The following is a 23023-nucleotide window of genomic DNA, read 5'->3' on the forward strand; positions in this document are numbered from 1 at the left end:
CCTGCAAATATGAACTTAAGAGGAATACAGTAACAGTTACTTACCGTATTTCTATTTTTCCTATCTCTGTGAATTTATTCAAAAAAAGACATTGAACTAGGTCGTTCAATGCCTTCTCTCTTCTTACATATTTGTGTACTCGAAGTACAATTTTTCCGGTTCTCCATACTTATTAATTTCATTCTGATATACAGCAGCTAATTGCTGTGACATTTCAATGCTCTCCATATAGGATAATGAAGTAACTGCTTCTATTTTTTCTTTAATGTTATTAGGAAGAACTGAATAAGATAAGCTATTCATCTTACTCCCTAATTTAGTTTCTGTAGCAGCTTCATAATAAATCTCAGTAATTAGAACTTCATTATCATCTGGATCGTACATATACCCTCGGTTAACTGTAATCATATTATATGACTCCTCTCTGGTTTACAAATCCTAATCTCTAGTGTTTTTAGCATTGCAACAAGTACCCTACTTCTATATAAAGTCTCTAGTCTCTAGTTTCTAATTTTTATATTCCACTCTTTATCTAGTTTACTATGAATTAGAAATTAATCTCTTTCTTTTATGTCAAATTCAAAAATCTTTAACAATAATGAGAAACGCTGTAAACCTAGTACTGTTATTCACATTATTTTTTATTTGTATTACCTGTGTGCTTAACTTTTAAACATTTAGGTACCTTAAACAATCGCAGAATGGATATGTTTTTGTTAAATAAAGGCCCATTGTTTCATGGTTATTATGAGTACTAATGACTCTCATATTCTTTTTCTTATGCCATACTTTGTAAAATTCCATATAATCGCTCCTCTAAATGAAACAAAAAAGACAATAGGTGTACTTTTTTATTTCGTATATTATTAGCCCCGAAGGTCTACGTACAAGTGATTCCTAACTTAAAGACAACACAAAAAGGGCTTCTTTAAGTCGATTAAAAACGTGCATAGCAAAATAAGCTATATATACACTAATCGGCTCAAAGAAGCCCTTTCACAATTGAAACAAGACACAAAACTTGCTTCTACAACTCAACCACAACACAATAAGGTGTGGGAATAAACGGAATCAATTAAACAATAAATATACGTTTATATTAATCTATTTTTATATGATATTCAATTGTTTTTAATAGAATGAAGACAAGAAGGGACCTTCTATGCAGTTGTTATATGTATTAATAATAGCTCCCTTGTTTCTCCTGCTGAAAATCCCCTCTTATTTTCAGTTCTTGGTATTAATCCATGTACTGCATTTCAAAATAAAGTTTTTCTGGCTTTTGATTTTGGTCTAAATAACAAAGTATTTCTGGAATGGTTTGTTCTTCTACTTCCATACTTTCCATATAAGACATACTTTCGTTTTCTTGAACTTTTTCAAAAATAGAAGTAGGTAGCTTGTCTGCAGCAAACACACCCATTTTGCTGCCTAATTTTTGTTCAGATGCAGCGTTGTAGAAAATTTCGTTTACAATGACCTCATTATCATCTGGATCATACATGTAGCCTCGTTGTATACGTAGCAATGTGTTACCCCTTTCAAATATATTCCTTTACACAGAATAATTATATTTATATATATTGTTTTTTCTGCATAAAGGTGTCAAAGAATATTATTTCGTAAAATCCGTACTTTGTATAGAGGTAGATATGGGATTATTAACATTAAATTTGTATTTTCTATTGTTTATAACTTAATAAATGTATTGGATAAATTGCTCCCATTTTATTTTAGAATATTCAAATAATAATTGATAAATAGCTAGTCTGTACTTTTTATTTTTTCTAATATAATAATATATAAAGTAAGTGGAATATAATTACAAATTTAACATCATGAGGTTCTACTTTTATTTAAAAATATTAAAATAAAAGGGGAGAAATTTATGTTAAAATTTCAGAAAGTACTTTTAGCAGGCGCGTTAGCTTTTACTGGTATTGTGGGGACAAGTATCATTGATACGCCAAAGGTTGAGGCTGCTTCTGCTTCAGTTACTGCACAACAAACAACTAGTCGTTTAGTAGACGGTGCGGGTAATCCAAGTAGTAAAATTAATGGAGCAGGTCAATATGGTCGTATAACTTTACAATGTGGTACCATATATCCAGGTTGGCAAAAACTTGTATTAAAAAAGGTAAAAGGTGGCTGGTTTGATGAAGAAATTGCAACATTAGAACTCTCTGGTGCAGACCATGCTAATGATCTACATAGAGTGTCCAATAATGTGTGGCTAGAAAAAGGTGAGCTTTATTATATTGAAGTTATTGGACTGTATAATGCTACGGGTTCTTTATCAAATTATAATTATTAATTACATCATAGATTAAATAGTAAATTAAAAGAGCATTCTTTATACTGAATGCTCTTTTTGGTTCAAGAATTTAGAATTTACCATCTAAACTTACAATAATAACAAGCCACCCTTTAAAAGAAATTAATAGCTTGTAAGGGTGGCTTAGTTTGTTGCGAATAGCTTTGTATTTAATTGTTTGATCTCCCCTTCTGCAAGGGGCTGGTAAAATGCATGCTGTAATCCTTCTAAATGTAATGTTTCTCCTATACATAGCAATACTTTACCAGGAATTAAATCGAGTAGTAGTTCATTATTAATTTGTTTTGCTTGTTTTTTAGTAGAAACATAAATAACTAGGATTGTAGGGTTATTCCCTAAATCTTTTATAACAACATCTTTTCCTGACTCTACGAAATCCTTCCAGCTGGCAATGATACGTTTTAAGCGCCCCTTATTATCTGTTAATAGAGTGGAGTATACAACGAAATTAAACACTTGATCTACTCCGCCTTGCACTGCAAAACTTAAAGGAGGGGTAAAAATTCCTTTACTAATAGACGGGTGCATAATATGTCCTAAAAATGATGGAGCGTAACGTAAATGACAAAGTAAGTCTATATCATGCCAATAACGCAGGTGAATATATTTACCATGATTATCAATTCGCTCTGGAGCAAAGAAAAACATATTTCCTTGCCAGTACTTTAAGAGTTTATAACCATTATCGGATAACGTATATGTTTCTTCAAAGACCTCCATATCAAAAATCTCTACTTGCCATTTCTCAATTAGACGATAGTAAAGTAATCCTTGAAGTGCATCATTTATTTTCTTACGTGAATACTTACTTTTGAATAAATATAATAAATGATTAAATCGAACGGACGTATGCACACCAATGAAAGTGAGTAATGCATATTGTTCTTCTGTTAAACGCTGCTTAAACTTAACTAATTCGTCATAAGAATGGAATACATAGGTTTTATCTAGTTTATGTATTCGATATATTTGAAGTCCCTGTACATCCTCATTTGATAAATGAGGAATTGAAGGAATATAAGTAGACAATTGTTCCTCTATTGTATGCATAATCATCCATTAAAATTGGTAAATTGACGAATTAGATTTTTTACTTTGGCCTTGCGGATAATTTAGGATACGTACAGTTCCCCTTCTATTTTTAGCATCAATATTAAGCAGCTCACATGTAACGATTGTTTGATTAATTGCATCTTCTGGAGTTGGATTAGCCAGATTACGGCTCTTTAGTCCTTTAAACTGAATACCTGGTGCAACCTCAACGAAAATCCCAGCAATAGCATCTACACCAACAATTTTACCTATAAAGCGGTCACGGCGTTTGTTTAGTTCTAATAGCTTCTCCATTGGATCTGTTTCTAATATCTTTTTATTCCCTCTAAACTCATAGCGGCCATTCTTTTCTACTACTTTATCGATGACAAGTTCTACAATATCACCAATTACAATATCCTCAGAGCGAACGAATGAATGAGACCATTGTGAATATCTTACTCCTACTGTTACACCATGAACTTCAACTAGAACAGTTTGTGCAGATGGGATATGTCCCGAAACGGTTCCTGTGTATACTTTATTTCCTTCTTGTGTTTCTACTTCTTCATATAGCCTTTTTTGAAGTGCTATTTCTCCTGCTGTGATAGATACAACTGCAAAGTTTCCTTCTTCAGTTTTTTGGAAGTGTTCAATAATAACAGGCTTTGTTCTACCTACTAACCATTGAGGATTTTTAGGAATGTTTATACCTGCCTCTGTAATTGGGCAATATGCTGTTGTATGAGAACCAATTTGCATTGTAAGGACTTGTATACGCTCAGACTTTCCGTTTTTAGTCGGGAATAGCTTTTCGGATACGACTGTAATTAAGCCTTTTCCTACAGTACGCTCACGTTTCATACGGGCTAATTCCTCTAGTTCATGTTCACGTACTCGCTCAAATTGATTAAAGTTTGTTTCTAACAGTGTTTCACCTTGTGGGTTCTCTGATTCAAAAACCATTCCAAGTTCTTCTACAGTTTGAGTGTTTGTTTTTTCTTCTGCCATTACATTTTCCTCCTAGAACGTAAAAAAGGACACACCTGTACCGTTGGGATGGTACGTAAGGTGTGTCCTTCACGTAAATTATGTTTTATTTATATAGTTGTTAATACAAATATAATGGTATTTTTAATCAAATGCAAGAGTAATTTTAAAATCATAGGTTTGCTATAGGTTAAATCAAAATCTAGAATGCAGCCTTACTAGGGGGACCGCTAGTATTTCGGAAAAAACCACGCTAAGAGTATGCAAAATTTTATACAATTTTTCGAGTAATCCAGTAACAAACGAGAAACCTAAAACCGTGCCCTAATAGGAATGTATAAAAAGATGAATAGCTTTATTGAAAATAAAAAAGGGGATTCCTTCTGAGATTAAGGATTCCCCTTTTTCCTTGCTACCGATAATGATGCGTTATGTTAACCAACCATGTATAGTGTATACAACCAAAAAGGCACAATACATAGCTCCTTATAAATGGTATAATATGGTTAAAGACTTAGAGTATTTTGAAGAAGGGATAGGAACAAATGATTACTGAAACATCTTTACGTAAAAAAGAAAAACCATTAGGTGTACATACTCTCCTGCTTTATCTTGTCTTATTTTATATTGCTTGGTCATTAAAAGAACTTTGGTTAGTACAGTATATTCAATTATTTAACGATAACATTGCTGCCTTTTTGACTGCTTTTGTAAAAATATCAGTTTGGATTGCCCTGTTTGGTTTTATATTAAATACTATCATTATCAGAACCCTATAAGTTACATGAAGCTAGATGTAAATCTTCGTCGGGGTGTTGTGTGGGGAATTCTTCTTTCTTTGTTAGTTGGTATACGTTTTACTATAGAGATTTATTTAATCGATCATCAATCCTTTCATTTCATTTTACCTCTGAATAGTTATTTAAATGTCTTCTTACTGGCAGGATTAACAGAGGAAATTGTATTCCGTGGTTTTATTCTAAATGAGTTACAAAAGCGTTTTTTGTTTTGGAGAGCTAATGGGATTACAGCTGTTCTTTTTCTAGTCGTTCATTATCCAGTTTGGCTTTATCGCGGGGAATTTTGGGATTTATGGTCTCATTGCTATGTATTATTACTTGGATTGATTTTTGGTTACGTGTATAAAAAGACTAACTCTTTATGGTCCGTCATTATCTTGCATTCATTTCATAATTTATTTGTGATTATAAGTTATTGAACAACTTCCGACTTCGAGAATTATGTAAATGAGCTGTCCATATGGACAGCTCATTGTATTTTTTGCTTAGCGTGTTTTTTTTTCGAAATGCTGGCGGTACCCCATGCCCATCAAGCTAAGGTTGGGTATTCCATGAACTTCCGTTCTTGTTGCCTACATGCTTGATATTTTGTTTATTTGTTTTTAAAAATACGCATTCCAAATAAACCTTAATAAGGTTTATTTTTAAAAGTTATGCAATTTTTTTATTTATATTGGATATAGTGCACTGATAAACAACGCCTAAAATATCAAAAACTGTCTTTTTCTCATATCGATGGGATTTCCGTCCGTTTTTCTGTAAGAGGTCAAACAGACGAAGAAAAATTTTTGATACTTCTTGAGTGTCTTGTTGTATAGCTTCATATACTAAGTACAGATGATCTTGAATCATATAAATTGCTTTATATTCACTTAATTCTTTTTGTTTTTTCTGTAGTAACAGCTGTCGCATTTTGAACATAGTGGAAGAACAAAGAAAAATAGCGATTAACTGTCCATAAAGATGACATTCTAGACGCTCTCGCTTAATATTGTGACAATGATTGATACCAAAAAGAGATTTCCATGTTTTAAATACAATCTCTATTTGCCAACGTAGAGAGTAAATCTCGTGAACATGTTCCATCGGAACAATTTCCCATGGGATGTTGGTAATATAAACATTGATTTCTGTTAAACGTTTACTTTTTTCAGAGTATGTAACCCCTTTTTTCTTTTCAACATAAGTTTGCTGTTTCCTACGTTTATGAACTTGAGTTGATGTGAGTCTATATATTACAACCCGTGAGGGTAATTTTTGTTGTCCAACATAGGCATTCTGAATTTCATAAGTATCTCCTGGTTTTATCTGATGCATGACATGTTCAAGGTCAAGTAAAGCATATAAAGATTGCTTTTTTACTGTCCCATCCCGAAAGAATTCTGGAGATTCATTTTTCACATATACTCTATTATTTAATTTCAACCGTGAAACATAGAATACCCCTCGTTGATCCATCTGATCTAAATCTTTTAGAGAAAAGTATCCTAAATCTCGGATACATAAATCTCCTGGTCGTAAGGTATCCAAACATTCTGTACCAAAGGTTTTATCATTATTTTTACCTGGTTCCATTTGAAAATTGAGGAATTTCCCACTATGTAAATCATACTCTAGTTGAATCTTAATACCAGCTGTCTGTGCACATCCTCCTGAACCAGGATAAATAGAAGCTAAATGATTGGGTACTTGAAAAATAGTAGCATCTAAAATACGTATACGTTGAAAATAAGAGGTGTATTGATTTGAGATTTGAGACGAATCGTTTAATTTGCTTTTGATTAAAAGGGAAAATACACGTTGTAGAAATAAAACAGCACATCGGTTAAAACGTTGATTAAGTCCTTCTGGACTTATAAGTGTAGCTGTATTTGCATAAAGCTGACTACATAATCGAGTAAGAGAATCGCTTGCTACCTGTTGACTAATCCAGATACATAAGGCAGCCAAATCTCGTGCACCATACTTACTTTTACGTTTTACAAAACCTACCTCTTGTGCGAGTTGTTGAAGAATATGTGGAGATAGATATCGCTCTAGTTCTTCAGCAAACAAATGAAACTCATCTTGAATCGATAGATTCATACAAAAAACGCCATCCTTTCTGTATATTTCTACAAAAAGAATAGCGTTTTTTTCGTTTTATGGATACAAATTCGTTTTTTCTTGATGAGCTGAACCACATAAATGGTTTAACTATGCTATCAAAACGCTTGGAGAAATCTCCAAGCGTTTTCGGTGTGTTTAATTTTATTTTTAAACAAGATGCACACTTAAGTTGTGGAAAGTAAATTATGTATTTTTTGTTTTAAGTGATACTAACAAAAAAATTATGAAATGAATGCAATATAACAACCGACCATAACGAACCTGTCTTTTTAAACACAAACCCAAAAATTAATCCAAGAAGAAAAACATATATTTGACTCCATAAATTTAAAAAATCCCCGTTATAAATCCAGATTGGATAGTGTATTGCTAAAAATAAGAAAGCTGTGATAAGATTGGCGTTCCAAAAAGGTAATCTTTTACTAATCTCTTGCAGAATTAATCCTCTAAATACAATCTCTTCTGTAATTCCTACTAAAAGAATAGCATTAAGATAGTTGTTGAAAGATAATGTGAAGTCAAATGTTTGATTATTAAGCATATAGGTTTCAAAGGCAAAATATAAACCAAGTAGCAATGAAAGAACTACCCCAAAAAATAATCCTTTTTTCACATTGATATTTATTTTTAAGTAGCCAATTGGATTAGTCTTTAAATAATATTTTATGTATAACCAAGTTGGAACAATCCAAATGGAAATCTTAATTAACGCAGTCAAAAAAGCTGCAGTAGTATCGCCAAATAAATGAATATATTTTGCTAACCATAATTCTTTAAAAGTCCAAGCGAGGTAAAATACGAAAAGATACAATGTAATTGGTTTTATATCACTAATTTTGTTTTCACTTTTTACACCTAATTTTGTTTCCATTTGTCCCTCCTAGAATTTGATATGTTTAAAATTTTCCGTCTATTGAATTTATTAAAAATCTTGTTCTACTAAACTTCTTCATCAGTTCAAGTACAACATTCCACAATCTGTATATTTATTTTAACATAAAATTTCCATTTCCCTTCAAAAAAATAAGTTCGCTCGATAATTACCTCGTTCTAATCGGATAGGTAAATATTAAAATAGTAGGGATACCGCCCCACATCCATTAACTTAAGAAATTGGTAGCTCCCCAAAACGAAGAAAATGAGTTGAATTCTCATAAATAACGGTAAAACAATAAAATTTTCGTCTTGGGGGCACTTCAAAATTTTAGCTTGATGGGCATGTGGCGGTACCCCTATAAGTACACTTGCAAGTATATTTATAGATGTACTTATAAGTGAATTATTTATATTCCTGTCTATATAATTTAAATGAATAAATAGCCCCAATGAAGAAGACAAAGGCTTCAAATAATATAAAGATTTGACGGAAATTCTCAATATCCTTACCAACTAGAGAAATAAATATAGCATTCATTAGAATTTGAATAGTAAACATACGAGAAGTAATTTTTAAATAAATAGCATTTGTTCTTTCATCTTGTTTACCAATTTTTTTGTAAATAATAATAAGTGCAATTACTGAACCCAAAAATAGAAGTGCTGTAAATCCTACAACGATATTAAAATTGGCTGTACTTTCTAACATCCATTTATTTAATAGATCAATCATTATTATCTTCCTTTCCTACATAAAAAAATATTTCGTTCTTCTTTTTCACTATAATAAAAAAAGAAAAAGGAAAACATCGAACTTTCTTACAAACATTCGTGTATTCTTACAGTTTTGTCATTTTATAAATTTATTCATTGTCTTGCCTTTCCCTATTTTCTTTAGAAAACATAGTGAATTACGAGAAAGAACGCTACAAGATCCACTTTCGAGAACTATAATTATGTAAACACAAAAGTCCTCCAGTTAAACAATCCGGAGGACTTTTAATAGTTTTCTAAGTTATCTTCCAAATACACTCAATCCTAAATAAATCAAACTATAACTAATTAAAGCACTTGCAAGCATCAAACCTATTTTTAATAATTTATCTTTTATATTAGGCTTTACTTCACTTATAGGTTTTCCCTCTATAAAATCAACTATTTGGCGATAAGTCTTTAAATTATGCTCTTTTTTCAAGTTTTCAAGCTTCAATAATGAAAACATAAGCAAAATCGTAAGTACAAAAGGTATTATAAGGCCATAATAACCAAAAAAGTGAAATACAGGTGCAATAGAAATAGGAAGTATAATCATTGATGCTAACATGATGTAACTCCACTTAAAGAAAGTTGATTTTTGAAGTTCTTCTTTCATGATCTTTACATCTCCTTTAACTAAATCATCCAGGGAGACGTTAAAAAGAATACTCATCATTAGTAAATTATGAATATCTGGATAGTTCCTATCATTTTCCCAGTTAGAAATAGATTGTCTGGAAACATGAATTTTTTCTGCTAACTTCTCTTGGGACATGTTATCCCGTTTACGAAAGTATTGTATCTGTTTACCGATGTTCATTTATACATCTCCCTTAAATTTGAGGTTAAGTTAAAGGCTAATTAAAGACTACCAAATATCTTTATAATAACGTGATTTTAAGATGTAAAAATGTTTTATCATGCGATTTTTCCTTTATTTTTGGCTTAGCGTGGTTTTTTCTGAAATGCTGACTATACCAATACTAGATTTAATTTGAAGTTTAAAAACTATTAATCAAAGAGATTATTCAATTCCTTACTCATTACGTTCGATGTTTTTTGCTTAGGTTTCTCAATTTTATTAACCAGCGACTGCGAAGTGTTATTCTTATTTTTTTGCTGAGATTTTAAGTGCTCTTGGCGTTCTTTGTAGCTCATACGTTTATATTCTGGTTGCTTCTCATCTTTTCTCGAATGATCTTCCCTATTTTTTTCTAAGTTTTCATGAACTGTAATACTAATAGATTCATATACTTTTGCTACATCTTCATCAAGTTTATTTTCTTCCGTATGATTAAGCGTTTCTGCACTTGGCATCGTGTTGATTTCTACATATGTTTCGTCTGACTCTGTTTTTATAACTGGAATTGAAGCAGATTCTATATTTATTTCTGCAGTTTCTATTATTGGAACAGGAAGTCCAAATGATGGGCATTCTTCTAACAGTGGTTCAGTCTCATCAGGAATCTTGGGATGAATGATGGAATCCGTATTCCAATCTTGCTCTAGCATAGTAATAGATAATTCTTTGTTTAGTTCTGATACCTCCATGTTTATTTCATGGTATTCATCCATTAGAGGTGATTCTATATCTATGGCTTCCTCTATTTCTTCGTTTATGATTGGTTCTGTTATTGCAGTGCTTATACTTTCTATATGTGTTTCCTCTTGTACGGTTCCTTTGTCTTCGCTTGGAATCGCTACTTTCTGTGAAATAGTATTGTCAGAAGTATGAGTATTATTAACACTTGGTTCTTCTGGAATACTACTACTATTTGAAATTAATACTTTACGAGGACTATCCCCTGTGTAAGAACTTACAACTAGATTTTGTTCTAACTTCTCAATACATTGCATAGCTTTCATATAGCCGATCTTGAATTTTCTTTGCAGAATAGATGGCGAGACTTGTTGGGATTCAACAATGAATTCCTTAATATCTTCATACAACTTATTTTCAGCTTCATCATCAACATCCCCCTGCTGATCCATAGTTGCAGGTTCATTAGATAAGGTTTCATTATGAGACTTGTGTACCTTATAATCTTCCAATGATACAATGTGCTGTTGCTCTTCGGTTGTTTCTACAGAGCTACTTTGTTTCATCTCATCCTCTTGTAAAGGCGGCAAAGGTTGTATTTTTTTCATGTTCTCTGCGTCTACATGCTTCATAGGATTTGCTTTTGCAATAGATTCATTAATAAGACGAAGACGTTCATTTTCCCAATATTGCCCTGTTTCTATATCTACTTGAATGATTGCTTGGGCGAATTCTTCTTTTGGTACAAAGTTACTTGTAATTTGTTGTACAGGTTGCACATGATTATCTTGTACTATACGAGCAGCACAGATGAATGCACCTTGTGCCATGATATCCCCTGGTGACATAACAACTTCTTTCGCTTTTTGGTAGGTTGATCCTAGTCGACTAACAGGATTATCTTGCATAGGAGAAATACCCTGTTCGGATTCTGCCTCTTTAAATTCCTCTTTCTCACCAAACATGTCAGAGAAAATTTTTGCATCATATGGCGTTACATCTCCAAATATCATTTTGTTACGGAATGAACCTAGTAAGGTAAACATATATTGCTCTGTAAAGTCGAGAGCTAATTGAGATAGTGTTTGGCTAGCGATTGTTAGAATTACTTTATATTTACGAGATTGTGCAGGGAATTCTTTAAACGGCCGAACGACATAATCCGGGAACTCATCCACAATAATGTGATGATAAGGCGAGACATTTGGTTCCCTACGGAATACTGCATTCTGCATACTCAGCAATACAAATTTTCCTAGTACATTTGAAAGGTCTGCTAATTCCCCTTTCGCAGTATTTACAAGTAAAATACCACCTTGCTCCAAATGTACATCAAAATCAAAATCAGATTTTCCAAATAAAACACGTCGTATTAAAACGTTTGAAGCTAAATCTTTTAAGATGTTGCGTAAACCTTTTACATATTCTTCTTCTCTGTCATAATGCATCGGTTGCCCGCGGTATTTTCCAGATTTATAAACTGCTGGTTCTCCTTGGAAATCTGTTTTTTCACAGATGGTATTATTAAACCATTCATCAATACCTTTTATAATTTGATATTCGTTTTTTTGGTCACGTGAAGCAGCTCCGGTTTGAACAAAATCATATAACTTTTCTACCTGTATTTTTAATAGTTTGTGCATACGGTGGACACGCTCTACATCGTCATACATGCTTATTAAATCATCAAAGGTGACATCTTTTTGTGGATTATGCAGTTTTAATAAGTAGATATGTTGCTTAAGGTGGTTACGCTGCGCTTGTTCAAAGAATGCATTGTTAGATTCAGACAAACCTTGAATAACCATCGCGAAAACTTCTGCTACTTTATCAACCGGTCCACGCAGAATATTTATATTCTTGGTATCAGGATTGGTTGGATCAATGTAGTAAACCGAGCTTGCTGGAATCTTGTGTGCTTGCACCAGTTTATATACCTTTTGACATAAATCATTACTTGGTTCAATAACAGTTACACCATTTAAAAAGGTCCCTTTTACTTCTTCTGTATCATAATCATTCTTTTTATACGCGGTTTCAAACTTATTTATAAAACATACCATCCAGTGTAAATCTTGATTAATCATGGGAATAATTAAACTTGATGTTTTACCAGAACCGATTGGACCAATAATGATTCCATTTAGCGTTCTATCTTTCCCCTTAATACGAACCATCTCTTTATGCTCAATATGCGGTCCAATTTCTACGTCAGGGTATATTTGTTCTTCTTGGCTATTAAACCATTTTTGTAACTTGTGATTTTTATATTCGTATTTTTGTACCCACTTTAATATTTCTTCTCGGTAACGAACAATATGGCCACTATACCAAAGTGTAAATAAAATCATAAATACTGTAGGTAAAAAGACAAAAATCATAGTGAGTGTGTGAAAATTTCCTGTTAAAACATGACCTATGGCCTCATACTCACCAAAATTAACATGTTTTGATTTATCTGTAAGATACGGAATAACCTTTGCATGGATCGGAGCAGTTGCAAACCATAAAAATTGAATATCAACTGCAATATGAGAAGTAATCAAAATTATTAATTTCCCATTTTTCACATGCAAAGCAGGAATACGGCTGTAAAACCTAAAGCTGAATTCTCCTAATAGCAAAGAGGAGAACATTAAAATAAGCGGTACATATGTAATTTCTATAGGATAAGACGGTGGTTCAAATGCATAGTAGAGTAACTTGATGTAGTTTACTAAACCGAATCCAAATGAAAGAATAAATCCACTAATTAAGCCAATTGTAGTAAATAACGGTATTCGTTGTTTAAATGTCTCCATATAGACTCACCTACCTCTTACAGACATAATTGAGCTTTATGTTTAAACTTGAATCGATTATTGAATTCTGGTTGAAATAGTTCCTTTGATTTTTTTAAAAAGAATTTTGCTGCATCTTCAGTTTGTTTTAAATATAAATCAATACTATCTCTTGCACAGAGCTGGTTATATTCTTCCTGAGAAAGTACCGCAATATTTACTTCTATTTTTTTATTTGTTGCTGTTTCAATGATTACATCATACCAGTAGTAATTCGGTTTTCCTGGGATTTGGATATCTTGTAGAGAAACACTAAACGTTGCCCCCTCTTCTGTCATATGGTTGAGGACTAGTTCAGGATTTTTAAACGCTTCTCTAGCAGAGAACACTCCCCCAGTAGTAGTAGTTGCATATTGTAATTCCATTTTGATTTTCCACCTTTCTCCATATAAAAAAAGGCAAGCGACACCCACTGTAAAAACAGCGTGTGTCGCTTGCCTTAATTTCATATGTTCTGATTTGATTGTAGTTTTTTGTGTTTAGTTCAAACGTAATTCTATCACCTTAAATAATAAAAATCAATAAAATTGTATAAAAGTATATAAAAAATAAACGATTAGTATAATTCAACAAGCTTGCGTCTTTTTGGGTGTATGTTATTTGCAGTACGTGCCATGATTTGTTCATCCGAGTCAATAGTAACACTTTCATTTTGGAGCGATAGAAGTAGTACATTGTCATAAGTGTCCATTAAAAGTATATCTCTAGCCCTTTTGCGCTTTGGATAGATCACAACAAGTGGCACCCCCTCATCACCTTCTCTTCTTGAAAACACAACATCGTCTAATCTAGCAATCATTCGGTAATCATTTTCATTGCCAAAAATAAAGAAGAAATCTTGCATAGCATCTTTATCTCTCCTATACGTTCGTCTAAGACCACCATCTATTGTTTCCTTAAATGTTTGAACTTTTTCAACAAATGCGTAGCGCCAATCAGCATCTCCTACTGTACGTTGAGATAAAGGCAAAAGAATATCTTGTTCAAAGTTTTGATTATCATCTATTCCTAGAATGATATCTGAACTAACATCTCCAGCTTCTTTCAAAGAACAGATGTACATATTTAGATTTGGTAGATTCATTAAAAGTTCATGATACTCTCGCATAGAAAATAAAAGATTTTTCATGCGTACGTATGGTGGTTCTGCATCTTCCGCAAGGAACATCGACTTGTCATACATAACAAAAACAACAGTTATATTCTTAGTGTTTTTTTGTGCATATTCAATATACTTCCCCACCTTATCAACTAAGGTAGCATTGGTTTCTTTGCACATATCCATTTCAATATAAATATTTTTGTCTTGATATGAAATATGTTCATCGGGAATTAAGAGTAAACCTGCATCTTCAATTTCTGTTTTCTTTTGTTTTTGATGATATGAGCGAATATCTAGCTCGCATAATATCTTATTCGTATTGGTCTTCTTTGACACTTCTAAAAGTGTGCGTACTAATATTTCTCGTGAGCAGAGTGTATGTAGTGAGATTGAAGAAGAATATCTACGTTTTGATGATCCTACAGGAATCCTTCCTAGTTCTTGAAGGTAATCAACCATTCTATCTTTTAAGGAGAATGTCGCACGTCTGGTTATACTATCATCTCTTTTATCAATTTTTTTAGTTAGGATAGCACCATATTTTGAAAAACGATTTAGTTTTGTAAACACACTATCCTCAGAAAAATCCCTGCCTTCGAATGCACTATAAAGCTGAGTAATTTGTCTTGTAGTAAGATGTCTTTTGTAATATAAAAATGTAAATACAAATATATCAGCCTCTTTTAAACGAAAAGATTTCTGTGTGCCTTTACTTGTATATTTATACGTTTTACTTTTCATTATATGCAACTCCATAATTCGAATTTATTTTCAATAAATAACAACTATTTCTATATATCTTATTACAGCAAAATTTTGTTGTAAATTATTAAAATTTTAAACTGAATATGCGCTAATCTAGATACTAAAACTCGTACGCTGAAGTTTGGATTACTTTTCTTGTTAAAAATATGCTAGAAACATTGATTTATATAGTCTTTTAGTTCTTTTAAAATTGTTCGGACGGAAGACATGTTTTAACCGAACAATTTATTAAAGGATAAAGTATACGAATACAATTGTTAGGACGGCCTAACAATTTATTTAAACTATCACATTAGGTAAAGCCGTATTATACATACAGAAAATATAATAGATATTATACTTATTCCTTATAGTTTTTTATTGCTTTTGAAATAGAAAAAGACCGACAAAAATTATATTTGTCGGTCTTTTGTTTAGAATGATAATTTCTTCTTTGCTGGTTGTGAATCGTCAGCAACTTCTACTTCAGGTTCAGCACCAAAATTCAATTTTTTCTTTTTAGGTTTTTCTTCTTGTACTGAATCATCAAATGCAAAAAGTTTATTTAAAACAGCATTTGATTTTTTAGAATTAGCTTGTTCACGTTCTTCTTTAATTCTCGTAATCTCATCAATAATATCACTCACACGTTTTGGCAATGGTAGTCCTGCAACAACTGAATAGAATTTTACTATATCTTCTTCTTTTTTCGCTGTATGTTTATTAACATATGGAGCTATAGGACGTTCATCTACATATGGAGTTCTTTCTTTTAAGAAGTTTTCCATTTGGTTAAGGAAAGAGAAGTTATATAATCGACCTGCTCGTAGCGGTGATGTAACGATAGATAGTGCGCTCTTTTTAGCACTTTCTAGCTCTTCTCTTTCTGTATCGTATAAAACGCCTTTTTCTAGTGCGTTCCCTAATTGAGTCAAGTAACCTAGCGGGTTTTCAGTGTCTAATTGATTTGATTTTAGTTCTAGTTTTGCTAATGATAAAACGCCTGGTGTATTAATTACTTGAGCAAATTCACTCGCATCAAAGTGTGTATCTGAAAACGGTGTAAATGATGAAGTAACTAGATTAATCTCATGTAATGCATCAGCAATGTATTTGTTACTATAGCTAGTATATTCGTTTGCTAAAGCACTTGGATTTTCCTCTTCAAATTTTCTATATAGTTTAGCGTTATCTATTAATACAATTGAGCCAAAAGCTTCTTGGTTCATTGCAATACTACGAATGCGTGAAGTTGCATTTTCTAATACTTTTAAAGCCTCTGCATCACGTGGTAAAGTTAGTAATAATCCAAAATTGTAATCATGTTCATATAGCATTTCAATTGCCTTTAATAGAGCTCCAGTTCCTGTTCCTCCACCAAGGCCACAAGTAATCCAAATGAAATCACGATCTTCAAATTCCTGCTTAACTGCTTCGAAAATCTTTGATTCATGCTTTACAAATGCTTCCTCACCAATTTGTGGATTACGAGCTGCACCCTGCTCATATCCTTCTAACTGTATTTTACGTACATTTCCCCCATTTTTAATCTCAATTTTGTTAAAATCTTGACTATTTGTATTAACAAGAATCGCACGATATGGGTATTTGTTATTTTTAATTTGAGTTTCTTTATTTGCACACTCCGCTGCGATTGCGCATCCACCCATACCTAGTCCTAAGAATCCAAATTTTAAACTAATATTTCCTTGGCTTTCGATTTCTGAAAAATTGCCTGCCATATGTATATCCTCCCTCAAGTATATATTTTAGTTGTTTTTCTCAACTCTTTTTTCTTTTTTCTAGTTCTTTGATCAAAACATTACCTAGATCTGTCACTTCGTAAACTCGAACGCGTCCAAAGGGTTTAAAAGATATCAACCCTGCCCCTTCAAGTCGTGCAGTCATAATATCCAAAGAATATCGCGATGGAAGTATCTTTTTTCCTTCATAATCTTTTTCATTTTCAATTTGATATTCTTTATGATACTGATTGATACAATCCCAAAGTTTTTCCTTGTGCATTGCTCCCTCAGCATATAGGACACGTAGAGCCCAAATACCATCATTTAAATTCTCACAGAGTACATCAATAATTTCATTGCTGCTCATTGATATATTAGACACTAATTTCACACCACCTTTAATAAAAAGCAAAATTTATGTATAGACACAAAAAGCAATAAAAATATTAAGGGACTTAGTCCCGATATAATCACCGTAGATACTTCGGGATATACTTCCGAAGTATCGTATGTATTAACTATAATATATCTCTACGTTTTTATCAAGAACCTTTTAATATCAACACTTCAAATACTTCCGTAATATTAACCGTAATATTACACGAAATAATATCGGGTTAATTTCACGCAATTATTACGACAATAAATCCCTTTGTTTGTACCTAATAACTCTTATGCGAAATTAAAAATATGTGAAACTGCATTGATATAAGAATAGATTAATTGCCGCTATGATGTGCTGGTTTTGTACATGGTGATTAATAAATCGCGCTCATCCAACTAATCACCGCTCAATAACATAGTAATTTTGGACATAAAACCTAATGAATGAGCAATGAATGGTCGAGTGATCAAGAGTAAAAAAACATGATATTTTATGTATTCTACAAAGGTGTGCTTTTAGTTTCTATAGAATTTTTATATAATGTATATAGGACAAGCATCATATAGTTAGGTGGTGAGCAAATGATTGATGAACAGTTAAGCGATGGTTATTATCGAGTATCTGAAGTAGCAACCATGCTTGATATACCTGAAAGTACTCTTCGTAGATGGTTAAATGATTTTGATGAGTACTTGAACATAAAAAAAGAACGCCAACTTAAATATGTTCATGAGGATAGTATTGATACAGTAAAGAAGATTAAACATTATTATTCAGAGTCTAAGAAAAAGCATGAGATTGTGGGGCTTTTAGATATGGATCCTACAGTTATTCGTAATGTTGATGCTGAATATGTTGATGGCGATGATGAGTCAAAAGAAACATCGCTAGTTAAAGCACAACAGATAAATACAGATTTGATTGAGGCTTTAACAGAAAAGATTACGGAGGAAGTTACAGCTAAAGTGACGGCTGAATTATCAAAGCAAAACATGGAATTCTTCGCGGCTGTAGCAAAACAAAGTCAGGATAATTTTGATAGAATTAATAAGCGCTTAGAGGAACGTGACGAAAAGCTAATGAGCACTATACGACTAATTCAAGAACAAAAAAGCGCTAATGCTCAGAGACAAGAAAATACTGAACAAAAAGGCGGGTTTTTCTCAAAGCTTTTTGGAAAAAAATAAAAGACTATCTTTTGATAGTCTTTTATTTTTTGATTATCTTTAATATCATTTTTGAACTACTCACCACTTAACGTCCTTACGGGCTGTTTGAAGTGGGAGATTCCTGCGAATACCAATGTATCCACTAGTTATCTTAGCAGGCTCTATCCGTAGTCCCTACGGTGAGAACATAAGTATCTTGTACGTTCGCGCACCACACTACCTACTTTAGCTTGGTTTTCGCAACTTCGGCAAGCATGGGACGATAGAACGTTGAAGATTTTACGGTTGTAACGTTTTTCTGCAACCAACCTCATCTCTTCAGTTTTCGAAGAGCAATCTGTACAAGTAAATGATAGCAAATATGTTGGCTTATTCCAACTGACATTCATCTCCCACCTCAAATTGGTGTTTCACAACTATTGTTTTAAACTGTAATAATCATGGCACTCAAGTATAGTTTACTTTGTTATTTTACAATATAAAGAGTTTGCTAATTTTATTTCTTCCAACCTTTAAAATCGGCATACTTTTTATATTCTTTTTCAATTACGCCCTTATACCTTTTATTAGCACTTTCAGGTCTAGATGGTTTATTATTATATTCATTAATGTCTCCGTCTGCATTTAGCCATTGAGGATTATTATAAGCATATTTATAGATGAATTGTCTAGCTTCTTTTAATGAATTAAACTCACCTAAATATAACTTAGGTTGTGCAACTCTGTACCCATATACCAAATAAGTTGTACCATGCTCTCCCAAAGTTTCGAAAAAAGGTTTTGGTATCGAATTAATTTTCTCCATCTATATCCTCCTATTTAATAATAGTTTCATTCTATTTAATTAGTAGTATCAAACTATTATTATGCGAACTTTTTACATTAATCCTTTAAAAATAGTTTACCAGTCAATCAGCTTTATTAGAAATGCACGCTTTGTTTTCCTCTAAAACTTTCATAAACAAACAACCACTCAATCATTCGCTGATCAGCCACCTCAAAATAATAAACTGATTGACCGGTGATTAATTGACTGATCGAGACTTCATTTAATATAATAAAACCAACCACTCAATCACCACTCAATCTATTGAAAATAATGTTGGTTTTATGACGTGAGCGATTGGTGATTAATCGGGTGATTGTATGTGAAAATAATGATAAAAGCACCATGTGCGAACTTTTTACAGCAATATTTTGTTGATTGAGCGTTAATCAGGTAGTTGATCGATGGATATTTAGGTTGTTCTTACTTGTATTGGTTTGGCTTTTGATTGAGCGATGCTCAATGGGGTGTTTGAGTGGTAGTTTTCATTTATAATCATTCAATAAAGGTCATACTTTTAGAAAATCACCTTGCAACGATGAAAAAAACTATATATGATGTAGTTACTTTAATAATTTTGTATTTTTCTAGATACAGATTTATTAACGATAAAATATTTATATAATAAAAAAATAAAATATAATAAAGCAAAAAAGGTTCATCAGCCCAATGAAGTAGCGCCAACTACTTCATTGTGGTACACCGCACAAAAATTCCCAAAAGAAATTTCCGATCGACAGCGGTAAACAAAGCCAATAAACCTTTTTATTTTGCATGAAATTATAAGATAATTTTACTGTATCTTATGTATTTGTGCAACTTAAAAAGGGGATTTCTTGCGTATTTTTAGGCATTGTTTACCGTGATAATACATATATTACTTTTTTTATGAGTGATATTTTGTATCCGTGGTATGACAGTGCCTTTTTCTGCTCTTTTGAAAGGAGTTAGCAACATTATGCATACGCAAATGGCTTTTTCCCAACAGAACTTTAAAGTTCATGGTGTTAAGTTTTTTGATGGACTATTAAACACCATAAAACTAGAAAATGAAAGAAAAGAGTTACCATCTTCAGCTTTAGCTACTTACATCTTGCTTCACTTTGAATGTAATGATATAGGAATGCTTCCACGTGAATTTCAAATAATGGATCTTGCTAAGAAAAGCGGGATTCCCTACACAACAATTTATACAGGTTTTCAAGTTTGTTTGGAGCGTAATTTTGTAAAAGAAACACCTGTTGGAAATCGTACTGTATATGAAATTGTAGATTATGCATTGTATAACCATACTGCTTCGGAAACTTCAAACATGTCAGGTATAACGCTTTCGTATTTCCGTATTCCATTTCACCTTATCCAAACAATGATACTGAGTAGTCTAGTAAAGGCTCGTGATAATAGGGGAATTATGTTCCTTCTAAATTTAATCAACACTTTTTCAAGAAAAGTGGGTATGGAACATTATAAACATAATATTGATGAGTTCCAGATCACAAGAAGAATGGCTTTCTTAAAAGAAAGATTAAAGCGTAATGCAAAAAAAGTACGACAATACATAGAAATTATAAAACCTATTGTGCAATTTACTGCAATTGACTCTAAAGAGAAAAATTCTAATGATTCACGAATTACAAGTGTAAGAAAACAGGTAAAACAAATCATCATTGAGAAGTTTAGTGTGGTGTTTTCTTCAAACTGCGTAATAGAGAATGATAAAAAAGAATTAAATAGACCAATAGCAAAGTGCAGAAAAGAAGCAGTGTCTCGTTTAAAGCATATGGGACAAGCGTTACGAAAAAAAGATAAAGAAAATATAATGACTGCATTTAGACAAGAAATTGTTGATCACGCAATCTATTTACCAACAAAACAAAAACAAAATGAATTACTAATTTACGCAATGACTTATGCGTTAGATCAAGTTGAAAGTTGCACAAAAGAGCAAGAAATATTCTCTATTCCAGCATTTATGCGTGTACAGTTTAGAGATTCATGGACGGATTTTAAAGAAAAAAGCTTATCTGTAGAAGAAAGACACGATACAAGGATAAATTATTATAAGCAAAATGGTGTTTATCCTGACTTTGTGTAATTTTTAAAAAAATAAATACAGCAGCCCTTGTTAAAAAATCACTTAAAAGCAAGGGTTATTTGGCATGTTCTTTACTTTGAAGACATGCTTTTTTATTTAGGAAAATATTTCTACGAGCATTTTTACGCAAGTATATAAGCTGCTAACGCTACGTTTAAATACGATTCAGTTTGTTTATAATTCGATTCAATACTTGTGAATATCTTAATTATATTATTATAGACTTGTGAATTCTGAGTAATATGGTATTTAACTTCTTAATTTGTGATTTATATGATGGAAGGCTTGTTTGTATTGGGGATATTACGATAGGGAATTTATCTTAATAGCAAGGGACGTATGTAATACAAGGCTTTAGAGGTATTTGCTAAATCCCTTTATAATTAATAATTGTGTTTAGTTATATATATTTCTTGTTGTTTGTATATAAAATACTTGTCATTATTTATATTTAATTACTTGTATTTTCTTAGATTAGATACATAGAAAAATAGAAAGAAGGAATAAATATAAGTTTCCAAGGGGGTAATTAATCTATTGACTTTTAAAATTCATAGAGGTATTCTTATACGTGAACAACAATTAATTAAGAGAAATATACAAATTAATAGATTTAATTTCTAGCTAAACGGACACACCGAAGGCACATAACCTGCCATCGGTGTGTCTTTTTTTTGTATAAATATCAAAAAAGGGAGAATTTGAACTATGAATGAAATTGTAAACATGAGTAAAGAGAGATTTACAAAGTATTGTGAGGGCAATGCAGCATTTGAGGAGAATATTAGTTGCATTATTAATCACTACTTTTTATTGCTAGGAAATAAAGCAAATATATTACAAGAAAGAGAATTTAATAACGAAATTGAAGAAAAAACGTTTAAAAATAATGTAAAGCGTTTTGAAACTCTATTCCCTGCAGCTGTTAAGAATGCATTTTTAAAAGGGTATCAATTATGTCTAGAGTTTATACATCATCCTGAAACAAAAATACCTGAGAATTTATATGCTGATCCGAATTTTATAAAAGACATTCCTTTTGCCCTAGCAAATGCATCCGAATATGAATTGTACGAAATCATTCGAACAGATGAAACACAGGAATTTAGTGTGTTTGCTATACGAACATATGAGGGAATTCGTCCATTATTAGAACAAGTATTTTGTGAAGTTGCATACAGTGGTGCTGAATATGCTTTTGAACATGAACGATTAGAAAGAGGATTTGAATTAGTGAAAGGTGATACCACTTTATTAACCAAAGTTCCTGTAGATCGTTTCTTCTCAATTACGCCTTCTGTAAACGGAGTTGTTGTGCATGCGGAAGAGCATTGCGAGATTTGGACTTTAAATTGGAATAGCAAAGTAACCATTGATAATCCTTTTATTGAGGTTGCTGAGGTTACATTTATTCATCAAACAAAGGATATGATTCAAAAAAATATTGAAGATGGTGTTTTATACTACAGTTTTCTTTATCTTGATACACCTTTACATGAGATACAAGATCGATTAGAAATACGAGTAAAACTAAATTCTGATTTTGGAGCTCCACGTTCAATGGAACAAGTTGAAATGGAGTATATTTTGAATGAGATTATTGGGAAGGTTCATCTTCAGGCACAAATTCCAATTGAAAACATGATTTTAATCCGACGTTAGAGTTTGTAGGAGGTTCA

20 protein-coding genes are annotated in these 23023 nt (G+C 32.1%); 6 read left to right on the forward strand and 14 right to left on the reverse strand.

Annotation, left to right across the window (positions count from 1 at the left end; all coding sequences use genetic code 11):
• Positions 1–123: 123 nt before the first annotated feature.
• Positions 124–408: a hypothetical protein gene (locus tag NZ044_RS29560; protein WP_000633821.1), complete on the reverse strand. Its 285-nt coding sequence runs from the start codon at positions 406–408 to the stop codon at positions 124–126.
• 832 nt (positions 409–1240) lie between these two features.
• Complete coding sequence (locus NZ044_RS29565) at positions 1241–1504, reverse strand: hypothetical protein (RefSeq protein WP_000272218.1); 264 nt, start codon at positions 1502–1504, stop codon at positions 1241–1243.
• Positions 1505–1888: 384 nt separating this feature from the next.
• Between NZ044_RS29565 and NZ044_RS29570 the strand changes: the two genes are divergently transcribed.
• Positions 1889–2314, forward strand: coding sequence for a hypothetical protein (locus NZ044_RS29570; protein ID WP_098349535.1), 426 nt, complete (start codon positions 1889–1891; stop codon positions 2312–2314).
• A 144-nt stretch (positions 2315–2458) separates the two neighbouring features.
• Here the strand turns inward: NZ044_RS29570 and NZ044_RS29575 are convergent, their stop codons facing one another.
• Positions 2459–3385, reverse strand: a complete 927-nt coding sequence (locus tag NZ044_RS29575) for a hypothetical protein (RefSeq protein ID WP_098349534.1) — start codon at positions 3383–3385, stop codon at positions 2459–2461.
• A gap of 9 nt (positions 3386–3394) precedes the next feature.
• Positions 3395–4378 carry an RNA-binding protein gene (locus tag NZ044_RS29580; protein ID WP_098349533.1) on the reverse strand — a complete coding sequence of 328 codons (984 nt, stop codon included), beginning with the start codon at positions 4376–4378 and terminating at the stop codon, positions 3395–3397.
• A gap of 524 nt (positions 4379–4902) precedes the next feature.
• Between NZ044_RS29580 and NZ044_RS29585 the strand changes: the two genes are divergently transcribed.
• Both NZ044_RS29585 and NZ044_RS29590 read left to right on the forward strand, forming a co-directional pair.
• Positions 4903–5136, forward strand: a complete 234-nt coding sequence (locus tag NZ044_RS29585; protein ID WP_240525160.1) for a hypothetical protein — start codon at positions 4903–4905, stop codon at positions 5134–5136.
• Positions 5137–5195: 59 nt separating this feature from the next.
• The gene (locus NZ044_RS29590; protein ID WP_240525156.1) at positions 5196–5576 is read left to right on the forward strand and encodes a CPBP family intramembrane glutamic endopeptidase; all 381 of its coding nucleotides are present in this window, start codon (positions 5196–5198) and stop codon (positions 5574–5576) included.
• Between the two features lie 232 nt (positions 5577–5808).
• On the opposite strand, the gene NZ044_RS29595 is transcribed toward NZ044_RS29590, so the two are convergent.
• The 9 genes from NZ044_RS29595 to NZ044_RS29635 form a co-directional block, all read right to left on the reverse strand.
• The gene (locus NZ044_RS29595; RefSeq protein ID WP_097946452.1) at positions 5809–7242 is read right to left on the reverse strand and encodes an IS4 family transposase; all 1434 of its coding nucleotides are present in this window, start codon (positions 7240–7242) and stop codon (positions 5809–5811) included.
• A gap of 223 nt (positions 7243–7465) precedes the next feature.
• The gene (locus NZ044_RS29600; protein ID WP_000448501.1) at positions 7466–8137 is read right to left on the reverse strand and encodes a CPBP family intramembrane glutamic endopeptidase; all 672 of its coding nucleotides are present in this window, start codon (positions 8135–8137) and stop codon (positions 7466–7468) included.
• A gap of 408 nt (positions 8138–8545) precedes the next feature.
• Complete coding sequence (locus NZ044_RS29605) at positions 8546–8875, reverse strand: 6-aminohexanoate hydrolase (RefSeq protein ID WP_273634921.1); 330 nt, start codon at positions 8873–8875, stop codon at positions 8546–8548.
• Between the two features lie 282 nt (positions 8876–9157).
• A complete protein-coding gene (locus tag NZ044_RS29610) occupies positions 9158–9718 on the reverse strand; it encodes a helix-turn-helix domain-containing protein (protein ID WP_098349404.1) in 561 nt (186 codons plus the stop codon).
• Between the two features lie 191 nt (positions 9719–9909).
• Entirely contained in the window at positions 9910–13239 is a 3330-nt protein-coding gene (locus tag NZ044_RS29615; RefSeq protein ID WP_098349403.1) for a DNA translocase FtsK, read from the reverse strand.
• Between the two features lie 17 nt (positions 13240–13256).
• A complete protein-coding gene (locus tag NZ044_RS29620; protein WP_098349402.1) occupies positions 13257–13643 on the reverse strand; it encodes a hypothetical protein in 387 nt (128 codons plus the stop codon).
• Between the two features lie 191 nt (positions 13644–13834).
• The gene (locus NZ044_RS29625; RefSeq protein ID WP_098349401.1) at positions 13835–15121 is read right to left on the reverse strand and encodes a replication-relaxation family protein; all 1287 of its coding nucleotides are present in this window, start codon (positions 15119–15121) and stop codon (positions 13835–13837) included.
• Positions 15122–15558: 437 nt separating this feature from the next.
• On the reverse strand, positions 15559–16866 hold the full coding sequence (gene repX / locus NZ044_RS29630; RefSeq protein ID WP_098349400.1) for a plasmid replication protein RepX: 1308 nt from the start codon (positions 16864–16866) through the stop codon (positions 15559–15561).
• Positions 16867–16906: 40 nt separating this feature from the next.
• Positions 16907–17236, reverse strand: a complete 330-nt coding sequence (locus tag NZ044_RS29635) for a hypothetical protein (RefSeq protein ID WP_033673638.1) — start codon at positions 17234–17236, stop codon at positions 16907–16909.
• A gap of 599 nt (positions 17237–17835) precedes the next feature.
• On the opposite strand from NZ044_RS29635, the gene NZ044_RS29640 reads away from it, so the two are divergent.
• Positions 17836–18441: a DUF3967 domain-containing protein gene (locus NZ044_RS29640; RefSeq protein WP_098349399.1), complete on the forward strand. Its 606-nt coding sequence runs from the start codon at positions 17836–17838 to the stop codon at positions 18439–18441.
• 478 nt (positions 18442–18919) lie between these two features.
• Here the strand turns inward: NZ044_RS29640 and NZ044_RS29645 are convergent, their stop codons facing one another.
• Positions 18920–19228 (reverse strand): hypothetical protein, encoded by a 309-nt coding sequence (locus NZ044_RS29645; RefSeq protein WP_098349397.1) that lies wholly within the window; start codon positions 19226–19228, stop codon positions 18920–18922.
• Positions 19229–20207: 979 nt separating this feature from the next.
• Between NZ044_RS29645 and NZ044_RS29650 the strand changes: the two genes are divergently transcribed.
• On the forward strand, positions 20208–21344 hold the full coding sequence (locus NZ044_RS29650) for a hypothetical protein (RefSeq protein ID WP_098349396.1): 1137 nt from the start codon (positions 20208–20210) through the stop codon (positions 21342–21344).
• Between the two features lie 708 nt (positions 21345–22052).
• Positions 22053–23006 carry a hypothetical protein gene (locus NZ044_RS29655; protein ID WP_098349395.1) on the forward strand — a complete coding sequence of 318 codons (954 nt, stop codon included), beginning with the start codon at positions 22053–22055 and terminating at the stop codon, positions 23004–23006.
• Positions 23007–23023 lie beyond the last annotated feature (17 nt).

The organism is Bacillus sp. FSL K6-1338, from assembly GCF_038006965.1.
Lineage (GTDB): Bacteria > Bacillota > Bacilli > Bacillales > Bacillaceae_G > Bacillus_A > Bacillus_A thuringiensis_S.